General features: G+C 32.8%; 14 protein-coding genes. 13 read left to right on the top strand and 1 reads right to left on the bottom strand.

Annotation, left to right across the window (positions count from 1 at the left end):
- The first annotated feature begins 93 nt into the window (after positions 1-93).
- The 13 genes from DZ65_RS0100560 (at position 94) to ubiE (ending at position 10,487) form a co-directional block, all read left to right on the top strand.
- Positions 94-1,125 (top strand): iron ABC transporter substrate-binding protein, encoded by a 1,032-nt coding sequence (locus DZ65_RS0100560; protein ID WP_024786767.1) that lies wholly within the window; start codon positions 94-96, stop codon positions 1,123-1,125.
- Positions 1,115-2,059, top strand: coding sequence for an iron ABC transporter permease (locus tag DZ65_RS09645; RefSeq protein ID WP_035002992.1), 945 nt, complete (start codon positions 1,115-1,117; stop codon positions 2,057-2,059). The genes DZ65_RS0100560 and DZ65_RS09645 overlap by 11 nt, the downstream gene beginning before the upstream one ends.
- Position 2,060: 1 nt before the next feature.
- Positions 2,061-2,810, top strand: a complete 750-nt coding sequence (locus tag DZ65_RS0100550) for an ABC transporter ATP-binding protein (protein WP_024790484.1) — start codon at positions 2,061-2,063, stop codon at positions 2,808-2,810.
- Between the two features lie 105 nt (positions 2,811-2,915).
- Complete coding sequence (locus DZ65_RS0100545; RefSeq protein WP_024791099.1) at positions 2,916-3,986, top strand: Opr family porin; 1,071 nt, start codon at positions 2,916-2,918, stop codon at positions 3,984-3,986.
- A gap of 89 nt (positions 3,987-4,075) precedes the next feature.
- Positions 4,076-4,732, top strand: a complete 657-nt coding sequence (gene cbiM, locus DZ65_RS0100540) for a cobalt transporter CbiM (RefSeq protein WP_024786764.1) — start codon at positions 4,076-4,078, stop codon at positions 4,730-4,732.
- A complete protein-coding gene (locus tag DZ65_RS0100535; RefSeq protein WP_024786763.1) occupies positions 4,729-5,040 on the top strand; it encodes a PDGLE domain-containing protein in 312 nt (103 codons plus the stop codon). The genes cbiM and DZ65_RS0100535 overlap by 4 nt, the downstream gene beginning before the upstream one ends.
- A 160-nt stretch (positions 5,041-5,200) precedes the next feature.
- The gene (locus DZ65_RS0100530; RefSeq protein ID WP_236617325.1) at positions 5,201-5,569 is read left to right on the top strand and encodes an energy-coupling factor transporter transmembrane protein EcfT; all 369 of its coding nucleotides are present in this window, start codon (positions 5,201-5,203) and stop codon (positions 5,567-5,569) included.
- Entirely contained in the window at positions 5,562-6,338 is a 777-nt protein-coding gene (locus DZ65_RS0100525; RefSeq protein ID WP_236617324.1) for an energy-coupling factor ABC transporter ATP-binding protein, read from the top strand. The genes DZ65_RS0100530 and DZ65_RS0100525 overlap by 8 nt, the downstream gene beginning before the upstream one ends.
- Positions 6,339-6,439: 101 nt before the next feature.
- Positions 6,440-7,228: a hydrogenase nickel incorporation protein HypB gene (hypB, locus tag DZ65_RS0100520; RefSeq protein ID WP_024786760.1), complete on the top strand. Its 789-nt coding sequence runs from the start codon at positions 6,440-6,442 to the stop codon at positions 7,226-7,228.
- Between the two features lie 52 nt (positions 7,229-7,280).
- Positions 7,281-7,592, top strand: a complete 312-nt coding sequence (locus DZ65_RS0100515) for a HypC/HybG/HupF family hydrogenase formation chaperone (protein ID WP_024786759.1) — start codon at positions 7,281-7,283, stop codon at positions 7,590-7,592.
- Positions 7,585-8,703 carry a hydrogenase formation protein HypD gene (gene hypD / locus DZ65_RS0100510; protein ID WP_024786758.1) on the top strand — a complete coding sequence of 373 codons (1,119 nt, stop codon included), beginning with the start codon at positions 7,585-7,587 and terminating at the stop codon, positions 8,701-8,703. Before DZ65_RS0100515 ends, hypD begins: the two co-directional genes overlap by 8 nt.
- An 86-nt stretch (positions 8,704-8,789) precedes the next feature.
- Entirely contained in the window at positions 8,790-9,770 is a 981-nt protein-coding gene (gene hypE, locus DZ65_RS0100505) for a hydrogenase expression/formation protein HypE (protein ID WP_024786757.1), read from the top strand.
- A gap of 6 nt (positions 9,771-9,776) precedes the next feature.
- On the top strand, positions 9,777-10,487 hold the full coding sequence (gene ubiE, locus DZ65_RS0100500; RefSeq protein WP_369792203.1) for a bifunctional demethylmenaquinone methyltransferase/2-methoxy-6-polyprenyl-1,4-benzoquinol methylase UbiE: 711 nt from the start codon (positions 9,777-9,779) through the stop codon (positions 10,485-10,487).
- Here the strand turns inward: ubiE and acs are convergent.
- The gene (gene acs, locus DZ65_RS0100495) at positions 10,484-12,436 is read right to left on the bottom strand and encodes an acetate--CoA ligase (RefSeq protein WP_024786755.1); all 1,953 of its coding nucleotides are present in this window, start codon (positions 12,434-12,436) and stop codon (positions 10,484-10,486) included. The two genes, ubiE and acs, sit on opposite strands and share 4 nt — an antisense overlap.
- Between the last annotated feature and the right edge of the window lie 97 nt (positions 12,437-12,533).

The raw sequence follows: 12,533 nt of genomic DNA, 5'->3' as shown, positions 1-12,533 counted from the left end.
TTAAGTAATTTTTAAGTTTGTATTATATAATTTCTTTGACCATCTTAGAAAATTCCTCCTTTTTTTTGGTTCAATTTATTTAAAGGATTTGTTATGTTAAAAAAAATTTTATTAATTGCTGTTTGTTTTGTATCAGTTTTTGCTTTGAGTGTTAAAGATTCACTGGGTAGGGTTGTAAACGTTTCAGATAATGTGAAAAGGGTTATTGCCATAGGCCCCGGTGCTTTGAGACTGGTTGTTTATATGCAGGGCGGAGATAAAGTTGTTGGTATTGAAAAAAAAGAAAAATCTCCTTTTTATTCTAAAAAACCTTATATGTTAACACATCCTAATCTTTTAAAACTTCCGGTAATCGGAATGGGCGGGCCAAATCCTAATCCTGATTTGGAAAAAATTATTGCTTTAAAACCCGATGTTATTTTTGCAGGATATATTAACGCTTCTCAGGCTGATAACATTCAAAACAAAACAAATATTCCGGTAGTTGTATTAAGTTACGGAAAAATAGGAACATTCGCAAATGATAAACTGTTTTATTCTTTAAATCTTATCGGAAAAATTATTCATAATGAAAAAAGAGCCGAGAAGTTAAAAGAATTTTTAACTGAAACAGACAAAGATTTGAGAAAAAGGGCGTCAAAAACAGATAAAAAAATTTATATCGGAGCTGTTGCATTTAAAGGAATTCACGGTATAACCTCTACAATGCCAAAATTTCCTCCTTTTGAGTTAATCGGAATAAATAATGTAATTAAATCCAATGCAAAATCTCAGGTTTTTATTTCTAAAGAGGCTTTATATAAAGCAAATCCGGATATTATATTCTTAGACGAATCAGGTTTTAAAATTGTAAAAAAAGAAATGAGTAATTTTAAAAATTTAAAGGCTGTAAAAAATAACGAGGTTTATGGCATACTTCCGTATAATTTATATATGACAAACATAGCAACTGCATATGCAGATACTTATTATATAGGAAAAGTCGTATTTCCGGATAAATTTAAAGATGTAAATCCTGTAAAAAAAGCAGACGAATTATATAAATTTTTACTTGGAAAAGCGTGCTACAAACAAATGGCTAAATTTTTTGGCGGATTTAAAAAATTGGAGATGAATGAAAAGTAAAATTTTTTTCTTTTTTCTCCTTTTATTGGGGATAGCTTTTATATCCCTGAAAATAGGAGATTTCAGTATATCTTTAAAAGATTTATTCTTAAATAATCAAAATCATTTTATCCTTTTTAATATAAGACTTCCGAGAATTTTAAGTGCCTTGCTTTGCGGTGCAAGTTTGGGAATTGCCGGTACTGTTATGCAAACAGTTTTAAAAAACCCTTTGGCGTCTCCGTTTACTTTGGGTATTTCCCACGGGGCGCTGTTTGGGGTTAGTATAGCGGTTGTTTTCTTTAATAATATGTTTTTAATTGAAAGTGCTTTTTTGGGCGCACTGAGTGTTATGGTTTTTATACTGCTTTTTGGAATAATGAAAAATTTTGCAGCCGAATCGCTTATTTTGGCCGGTGTTGCCTTTAGTGCCCTTTTTTCTTCAGGTAGTATGTTTTTGCAGTATTTTTCCGATGAAACCCAGCTTTCTGCAATAATTAACTGGAGTTTCGGGGATTTGGGAAGAGCTAATTTTCAAGAATTAATTGTTTTAGGAACTGTGTTTTTAATTTTTTTTATATTTTTTTATTTAAAATCGTGGGATTTTAATGCTCTTAATATAAAAGAATCAGAAAATATAGGGGTTAATAAAAATAAAATATTGTTTGTTTCTTTAATTTTGGTAACAATCTTGACTTCAATATGTGTGGCATATTTTGGAATTATAGGTTTTATAGGTTTAATAGCTCCCCATATTTCAAAAATAATATTAAATAATTCGAATTTTAAATATATTTTTCCTTTGAGTGCCGTTATAGGTGCTGTTTTATTGCTTATTGCGGATGATGTTTCAAGAACAGTTCTTTCTCCTGTGATTATTCCGGTGGGAATTTTTACTTCTTTTATAGGTGCCCCTATGTTTTTATATTTGCTCTTTAAACTTCACAGGGGTTAAAATGAAATTAAAAATAAATAATCTTGAATTTTCTTATAAAAGTTCAAAAATATTACAAGATATTACTTTTGAGGCTAAAAAAGGGGAAATTGTTTCTATTTCAGGAAAGAACGGAGCAGGGAAATCCACATTGCTTAAAAATATAGCAAAAATATTAAAACCTTTAAAAGGCACTGTTTATTTAAATGAGAAAAACTTAAACAAATTAAAAATAAACGAGTTTGCCAAAACAATCGGTTATGTATCACAAAAAAACGATATTACCGATTTGAATACATATGATTATTTAATGCTTGGAAGAAAGCCTTATTTTAAGTTCTTTCCCAAAAAAGAAGATATTGATAAAGTAAATGAAATAATAGAAAAACTGAATTTAAATGAATTAAAAAATAAACAGATAAATGAAATAAGCGGAGGGGAATTTCAAAAAATTGCAATAGCGAGAGCTATTGTACAGGAGAGCAAAATATTATTGCTTGACGAGCCCACAAATAATCTTGATTTAAAAAATCAGTTGGAAATTCTTAATTTTATAAAAAAAATTACAAAAGAAAAAGAATTAATAACTATAATTATTATACATGATATAAATCTTTCTTTGAAATATTCGGATAAGCTGATATTTATGAAAAACGGAATAATTAAATATCAGTGTAAAAAGAATGAAATTAATAAAAATATTTTAAAAGATATTTATGAAATTAATATTGATATCTGTTTTTATAAAGATTATCCTGTGATTATTTATTAAATTCAGTCTTAAAAATATACAAGAATGATTGTGATTTAAGTTTCTCTTAAGTACGTGAGTTATAATTCATTTTGTATTTATATTACAAATATGAAAGGAGTATTAGTGAAAAAAATTTTAACATGTTCACTGATTTTATCTACATTATTATGCGCTAATGAATTTGATAATGCGCTTAAAAACGGGAAGTTTAAAGGTGATTTTGCTTTGCATTTTGAAAGATATCATAATAAAAATGCGCAAGACAGCGGTTACAGTATGTATTCAGTTGGTTTTATGTATAGAAGCGCAAAATTTGATAATTTTAATATTAATTTAGGTTTCAGGGCAAATGACAAAATAAACGAATTGCATGACGGAGATTTTGACAATTCTACAAAAGCTATTCTTCATACCGCAAATATTACATATTACGGTAAAAATTTTAAATTTATAGCAGGTAGAAACAAAGAAACTTACCAATGGATACACGGGTTTCAGGAAGAATTGAAACTAAGCGGAAATATTGATAATTTTCAGTATACAATATTGCATGAATTCAGACACGGCAGGGCAAACAATCATGAGGAACTGAAAGCATTTAGCACTTTAAATAACGGAAAAGGGTTGAATTTATTGGATGTAGAATGTAAACAGGATTTTTTAAATACAAATGTTTATTTTTACAATGCTCCTACATTGGCTAACTGGTATGGCGTTACTTTAAATGCCAATAAAGATATTTACAGTGGCAAATTAGTATTTTCCAAAAGTAACGAAATGACAAACAAACCAAACGGAAGTTATTTTAATATTGAAGGCGGGGTTGATTTTGAAGTTGCTGCTTTAAATATAGGGTTTATAAAAACTGATAAAAAAGGCGGACTTGGCTCTATGAAAATAGACAGAAACGTATATGACAATATGAATCCATTAGAAGAGGGAAATCATATTTTTGATAAGGATGCAAAAACAATTTATTCCAATATTTCAGTCCCTGTTAATGACAAATTATCTTTATCAGCAAATTATGGCCATATTGATTTTCAAAATAAAAAAGCAAATGAAATTGATTTATATATAGATTATGATGTTTCAAAAGCAATGAGCACAGAAATTTGTCTGGATAAATATAACTCAGATAATAATGATGAAGATTCAAATGCCATAAAAGCACAAATTGCTTATAAATTTTAGTTCTGAAACAATACAAGAACCAATATAATTTAAGTTTTTTTTAAGATAATGAGTTATAATTCACTGTAAAAAATTAAAAGGAGATTAAAATGCATATACCTGATGGTTATCTTTCACCAACAACTGTTGCTGTGAGTTATGCGGTAATGGTGCCTTTGTGGGCATACGGATTTAAAAAATTAAAAGAAAGACTGGATGAAAAAACTCTTCCTCTGCTTGGAACATTAAGCGCTTTAAGCTTTTTAATTATGATGTTTAATGTTCCTGTGCCGGGGGGAACAAGCGGCCACGCAATAGGAACGGCCCTGATTGCCATTATGTTTGACCCGTGGATTGCCTTTATTTCTGTATCGTTTGTTTTGTTGACTCAGGCGGTAGTGTTTGGGGACGGGGGAATAAGCACCTGGGCCGTAAATTCGTTTGATATGGCTTTTATTGCCGCATTTGTTGGTTATTATGTTTTTCAATGGTTAAAAGATAAAACTAGATTTGCTCCGTTTTTAGCTGGATATATATCAATTAACGTTGCTGCTTTGTCAGATTCAATAATACTTGGGATTCAGCCAATTTTCTGGCATACTGCTAATGGACATCCATTATATTTCCCATTTGGACTTAGTGTTTCAATTCCTGCAATGATGGCTGCGCATTTGGGAGTTTTCGGTGTAGTTGACGGTGTATTTACTCAAATAGTATACAGTTTTCTTAAAAGAAGAGAAAAAAATTCTCAGGAGGTTGCGGCATGAATAAGAAAGTTAAAACTGCTTTGATTATAATGGTTATTATGATTGCGGCTGTTCCAGTTGGCTTATTAACAAGTGCACCCGCTTTTGGAGAATGGGACAATGATTATTATCAAAAAGTATTAGGATTTATTCCAAAAGGACTGGCTAATTTTCCACAGTTGGCCCATCCTCTGCTTCCGGATTATTCTCTTCCGGGGACAAATGATGTTTTGGGATATTATGTCAGTGCGGTAGTTGGAAGCGCAGTAGTTTTTATAATCTTATATTTGATAGGAAAATTTTTTGCCAAAAAAAATACTCATAGTTAGAATATTTTTTATTCTGACTTTTTTTCTTTTACTTAGTTTAAAGCATATTGAATTTATATCAGTTGGTATACTGTTCTTATGGATTGTTTCTTTCAAAAAAATTTTAAAACTTAATATAAGAGTGATAAAATCAATTATTGTTTTTAATTTAGGTGTCAGTTTGGGTTATATTATAATGGCTTTTATTAAACATCTTTCTCCATGGCACTATATTTTGTATATCAATCTTAAAGTTTATTCCCTTACATATTTTGTCTTCTGGTTTTTTGCTATAATTTCTCCCGTACAGTTTATGGCTTTTTCAAAAGATTTGGGATATTTAACGACAATTACACTCTCTCAGATTTTTTCTTATAAAAAAACATTCGAAGATTTTAAATTGGCATTTAAAAGCAGGGTTTTAAAACTCACAGACAAAGATCCGAAATTTATAACAAGAACATTTGAATTTTTTTTAAATAAAGCATTACATGATGCAAATGAAAGGACGCTGGCTATGAAAGCAAGGGGATTTTTTGATAATGGATAACGGAGAATGTAAAATGGAAAATATTATTGAACTTGAAAATGTGGAATTTTTTTATGATGAAAAAGTACTTGATAATATAAATTTAAAAATTAAAAAAAATGAAAAAATTTCTTTACTTGGATGCAACGGAAGCGGCAAATCCACACTTCTTAGAATTTTGGCTGCTCTTTATTTCCCCAAAAAAGGAAACTATTTTTTTGAAGGTAAGAAAGTAAATAAAAAATTATCCAAACAATTAAGAAAAAAAATAGGTATACTTTTTCAAAATCCGGATTCGATGATTTTTAACCCTACTGTATTTGACGAAATTTCATTTTCACTCAAAGAATTTGGATTTGAAGATATTGAAGAGAGGGTGTTTAATATTTCAAAAGAATTTGGAATAGAAAAATATCTTAAAAAACCCCCGATTAATTTAAGCGGAGGTGAAAAACAAAAAGTAATGTTGGCTTCTATTTTAGCTTACGAACCTGAAATTTTACTTTTGGACGAGCCGACAACAGCCATGGATCCAAAAACAACAGGCTGGTTTATAGATTTTTTGCTTGAAATTGATAAAACCGTTGTTTTGGCTACTCATGATTTGAGTGTGGCTTATGAAACAACCGAGAGGGCCGTGGTTATGAATGAGGAACATAAAATTATTTATGACGGAGATATGGAAGAACTTATGAAAGATTTGGATGTTTTATTAAAAGCCAATCTTATTCACAAACATAAACATAAACACAAAAATTTTGCACATTCTCATTATCATTTACATTTTTAGTCTTTTTTTTGTATAAGAAAAGTTTATTTTTACTTTTTTTTAATAAATATAAGATATAATACAACAAAATAAAATGAATTATCATTTATAAAGGAGTAAATATGTGTACAGAATGCGGATGCGGAACACATGAGCATGAACATAATCATGAGCATGAACATCATCATGAACACAGGCATGATCATAAAGAGGAATTAATAAATGAAGATATTAAAAACAATCCTCAGTTGAATCATAAAGTTAAAGTTATAGAAAAAATTTTAAGTAAAAATAATGCAATGGCTGATGAAATCAGGGAAAAATTCAATGAACATAAAATTACATGTTTTAATATGATGAGTTCCCCGGGAAGCGGTAAAACAACGACACTTGAAAATCTTTCCGATAAACTTCCTTTTAAATTTGCCGTAATTGAAGGGGATTTGGAAACAAGCAGGGATGCCGACAGAATAAGAAACAAAGGTATCTGGTCGTTCCAATTACAAACAGGAAGAGCCTGCCATTTGGACGCGGGTATGGTAAAAAACGCTATGCCCCATTTTCCATATGAAGATACAGAAATCGCTTTTATTGAAAATGTGGGGAATTTGGTCTGTCCGGCGAGTTATGATGTGGGAGCACATTATAATATGGTGTTTGTCAGCGTTCCGGAAGGTGACGATAAAATTGAAAAATACCCTGTTATGTTCAGAAGGGCCGATATTGTAGTAATTACAAAATGCGATATGCTTGATTTTTTTGATTTTGATATTGAGAAGGCAAAAGTTGCCGCCGATAAACTAAAACCGGGAGTGCCTGTAGTTCTGCTAAACAATAAAACAGGTGAAGGTCTTGATGAAATAATAAACTGGATCAGTGAAAAGAGAAAAGAGCACTTAAGTAAATTATGAATGTTAAATTATGAATGTTGAATATGAGAAAAATATAAAATGAGGAGTAAATATGTGTTTGGCAATACCGAGTAAAGTTTTAAAAGTTGATGAAAAAAATATGGCTGAGGTTGATACATTGGGGGTTAAAAGAAAAGTAAGCCTTGATTTAATCCAGGAAGAGGTAAAACCGGGCGACTATGTATTAATTCATGTCGGATATGCTATGAGTAAAATTGATGAAAAATTTGCACTTGAAAGTATTGAAGTGTATAAACAGCTGGCTGAAGCTTCGATGGGGGATGAAAATCCGATTGCACCTGAAGATTTGGTAAAAGAAGAAGGCCCGCTTTTATATAAACCGGAGGAGGCTGAGAATGAGTGAACTCAGTTTAAAAGATTTATATTTTAAATTCAGAGACCCAAACACCATAAAAGCTTTAAGTAAAGAAATCCACAGGCTTGCCAAAGATCTTGACGAGCCTATGAGGGTTATGGAAATTTGCGGAGGACATACTCATACCATCATGAAATACGGAATAAAACAGCTTTTGCCTGAAAATATAGAATTTATCCACGGTCCCGGATGCCCCGTATGTGTAATGCCAAAAGAAAGAATAGACCATGCAATCACCTTGGCAAAACAGCCGGACGTTATACTTGCAACTCTCGGGGATATGATAAGGGTTCCGGGAAGCAAATCAAGTCTTGCAAAAACAAGGGCGGAGGGTTATGATATAAGAGCACTCCATTCCACTTTTGATGTTTTAAATATTGCAAAAGAAAATCCTGATAAAAAGGTTGTTTTTTTTGCAATAGGATTTGAGACAACAACACCTATGACCGCCGCACTTATGAAAAGAGCTTTTGATGAGGGAGTTAAAAATATTTATTATCATATAAATCATGTTTTGGTTCCGCCTCCGATGAGGGTCATTATGGACAGCGGGGAAGCAAGAATTAACGCTTTTATCGGTCCCAGTCACGTAAGTGTTATAATAGGGACTAAAAGTTATCAGTTTTTAGTGGATGAATATAATACACCTGTTGTTGTTGCCGGGTTTGAACCGGTTGATGTAATGGAAAGTATTTTAATGCTGTTAAAACAAAAACTTGAAAAAAAACCCCGTGTTGAAAATCAGTATAAAAGAGCGACTACCTGGGATGGAAATGTGCTGGCTCAAAAAATGATTGATGAGTTTATGGAAGTGAGGGAAACTTTTAGATGGAGGGGGCTTGGAGACATACCTTTTTCCGCCCTTAAATTAAAAGATGAATATGCCGAGTTTGATGCTGAAAAAATATATGCGAATGTATTGCCAAATGAACCTATTGACGACCATAAATTATGTATCTGTGGAAAAATTTTAAGAGGTCTTGCAAAACCGACCGACTGTAAACTTTTCGGCAAGGCCTGTACTCCTTCAACCCCTTACGGAAGCTGTATGGTAAGTGATGAGGGCGCATGCAATGCTTATTACAGATATGCAAGATAATTAAAAATGGTGAAAATAGTGAATGGTGAGTAGTGAGTGGTGAGTGGTGAGCAGTGAGTTGTAATATTAGTATAAAGGAGATAAAAATGAATAAAATAACTCTTGCATACGGCGGAGGAGGAGAAGAAACCAATAAACTCATAAATGAACTTTTTTATAAATATTTCAATAACGATATTCTGACAAGCGCCGAAGACGCCGCTGTTTTAAATGCAGACGGAAAAATAGCTTTTACGACAGATTCTTTTACCGTCAGCCCTCTTTTTTTTAACGGAGGAAATATAGGAAAACTTGCAGTTGCCGGAACCTGTAACGACTTGGCTATGATGGGTGCGAAACCTGAATATTTAAGCTGCGGTTTTATGATAGAAGAAGGTTTAGATTTTGAAACACTCGAAAAAATTGTTAAAACAATGAGTGAAGAGTTGAACAAAATAGGGGCGAAAATAGTCTGCGGTGATACAAAAGTCGTTCCTGCCGGAAGTGTTGATAAAATTTTTATAAACACCAGCGGAGTGGGGCATATACAAAAAGAAAATATTTCAGCCCATAATCTTACACCCGGAGATATTGTATTGGTTAGCAGAGATATTGGAAAACACGGCAGTATCATTATGGCCCACAGATACGGTGTGGATACCGAAGCAAAAACCGACTGTAAAATATTATGGAATGAAATAGAATCTCTTATAAATGAAGGTATAGATATAAAAGCTTTGCGTGATGCAACAAGAGGCGGATTAAGCGCTGTTTTGAACGAATGGGCAAATGCAAGTAACATTGGTATTGAAATAAATGAGGAAAAAATCCCTGTCAGTAATGATGTTGCGGGTCTTTGTGAAATTTTTGGATTTGAACCTATGGATTTGGCAAATGAAGGAACCTTTATTGTAGCCGTAAGTGAAAAAGATGCCGAAAAAGCCGAGGAAATATTAAAAAAATTTAATCCGAACGCTTCTGTTATAGGAAAAGTAACACAGGGAAATAAAGTTGTATTAAAATCACCATGGGGTTCAAGCAGATATATTGAACTTCCAAAAGGTGAACTGCTGCCGAGAATTTGTTAAGGAGAAATTGTGCAGAAAAAAATAGTTGAAATGTTTGATTCCATCGCTCCCAAATATGATGTTGCAAACAGAATATTAAGTTTGGGGATTGATAAAAAATGGAGAAAAGAAGCGGTAAAGGAAGCTGTTAGTAAAATTGACAAAAAAAATTTAAAAATACTGGATGTTGCCTGCGGTACGGGCGATATGATTGATATATGGAAAAATACGATTAAAAATAAAAAACTGAAAATATGCGGTTTGGACCCAAGCAAAGGAATGCTTGAAGTAGCGAAAAAAAGGTTTCCGGAAATTAATTTTTATAACTCATATGCAACCGATGTTCCCTGTGAAAACAGTTCCGTTGACGTTATTTCCATTTCTTTTGGTATAAGAAATGTGCTTGAAATTGAAAAAGCCCTGAGAGAATTTAACAGAATTTTAAAAGAAAACGGCAAACTTTTAATTTTGGAATTTGTAAAATCGGATAAAGAAAAAAAATTTAGAAAATGTATAGATTTTTATACAAATAAATTTTTACCTAAAATAGGGGGAATTATTACTAAAAACAAAGAGGCGTATGAATACCTGCCTAAATCCATTGAAAATTTTTATACGGTAAATGAACTGAGTGATTTATTAAAAAAAGCAGGTTTTGAGGTTGAAAAAGTTAAATTGTTTAATTTTTCACAGGTTGCCATGATTATTGCTGAGAAAGCAGGAAAACCTGCTAATTAAAGTTCGCAGGTGTTAACTATTGCGATAATTTCTTCAACAACCTGAGGATTTTCAAGAGTTGAAGTATCCTGCGTAATTTCTTCGCCTTTTGCAATGGCTCTGAGTATTCTTCTCATAACTTTACCGCTTCTTGTTTTTGGAAGTCCCGGAACAAATGCAAAATTGTCAACTGTTGCAATTGCTCCGATTTCTCTTTTGATAATTTCATTTACTTCTTTAATGAATTCAAGCTCTTCTGCAATATTTTCAGGATTTTTAAGTACAATATATGCGAATACACTTTCACCTTTTATTTCGTCGGGTTTTCCTACAACCGCAACTTCGGCAACTTCAGGATGGAATTTAACGGCATCTTCTATTTCTGCGGTTCCGAGTCTGTGTCCTGAGACATTGATAACATCGTCCACCCTTCCTGTAATCCAGATATAACCGTCTTTATCATAAATTGCACCGTCTCCGGAGAAATATACAGCTTTTCCGTTCTTTTTGGCAGTGGAGAAATAACTTTTTACAAATCTCTCAGGATCGCCCCAGATAGTTCTTATCATACTTGGCCACGGTTTGGTTATACATAAAAGACCTTTTTCGTTTTCAGGCATTTTATTACCGTTTTCATCTATAATTTCGGCAAAAATTCCAGGAAGAGGAAATGTTGCACTTCCCGGTTTAATAGGTGTTGCCGCAGGAAGAGGGGAAATCATATGACCTCCTGTTTCCGTCTGCCACCATGTATCAACAATTGAACATCTATTATTTCCTACTACTTCATAATACCATTTCCATGCAGCAGGGTCTATCGGTTCTCCCACGGTTCCTAATATTCTAAGAGAGCTTAAATCGTATTTTTTTGGTTCATCCGCACCGATTTTGTGGAGAAGTCTTATTGCCGTAGGGGCTGTGTAAAATTGGTTGATTTTATAATTTTCTACCATTTTCCAGGCTCTTCCCGCATCCGGATAAGTGGCAACCCCCTCAAACATAACCGTTGTTGCCCCGGCCGCAAGAGGTCCGTAAACTATGTATGTATGACCTGTAATCCATCCTATATCGGCTGTACACCAGAAAGTGTCGTTATCTTTGATGTCAAATACCCATTCCATTGTAAGCTGTGAGTGGAGGATATATCCGGCCTGGGAGTGTTGTACACCTTTCGGTTTACCAGTTGAGCCTGATGTATAAAGTAAAAACAACGGATCTTCGCTGTCCATCACTTCCGGATCGCATTTGCTTGATTGATTTTGAATAAGTTCATTATAGCTTACATCTCTTCCCTCTATCCAATCTATATCTTCATTGTTTCTTTCCACTACAATTACTTTTTCTACAAAATCTATTCCTTCAAGAGCTTTGTCAACGGTAGGTTTTAACATATAAGGAGCCCCTTTTCTAAATGCCCCGTCGGCTGTTATCACTATTTTGGCATTTGCATCTATGATTCTGTCTTTCAATGCCTCTGCGGAAAATCCTCCGAACACTACGCTGTGAATTGCTCCTATTCTTGCACACGCAAGCATTGCATATGCGGCTTCCGGAATCATAGGCATATAAATTACGACCCTGTCCCCTTTTTGAACACCGAAATTTTTTAACAGATTAGCAAATTTATTAACTTCTTTATAAAGCTGAAGATATGTGATTGTTTTATTTTCTCCGTTGTCGCCTTCCCAGATAATAGCGGCTTTGTTTTTTTTATCTTCAAGGTGTCTGTCTATGCACTGAAAAGTAACATTTAATTTTCCTCCGACAAACCATTTGTAAAAAGGTGCGTTGCTTTCATCCAGAACCTGTTCAAACTCTTTAAACCATGTAATTTTTTCTTTTGCAAGTTTTGCCCATGTCCCTTCGAAATCTTTTTCAAATTTTTCCACCATTTCTCTATAATCATCCATACTTTTAAAAACAGGGTTTTTGAATAATTCTTTATGAGGATAATAAATTTCACTTGTCATTGAAACTCCTTTTTTTATTTATTGTAATGCAAATATAAATCAATGATGTTAAAATAAAAAAAAGAATAGACAAGTCAATTAAATATTGTGAAGATTG

The sequence above is a fragment of the Lebetimonas sp. JS032 genome (assembly GCF_000523315.1).
Taxonomy (GTDB): domain Bacteria; phylum Campylobacterota; class Campylobacteria; order Campylobacterales; family Nautiliaceae; genus Lebetimonas.
Note: the sequence above shows the minus strand (reverse complement) of the source record. Positions and strands in the feature narration are given on the sequence as shown.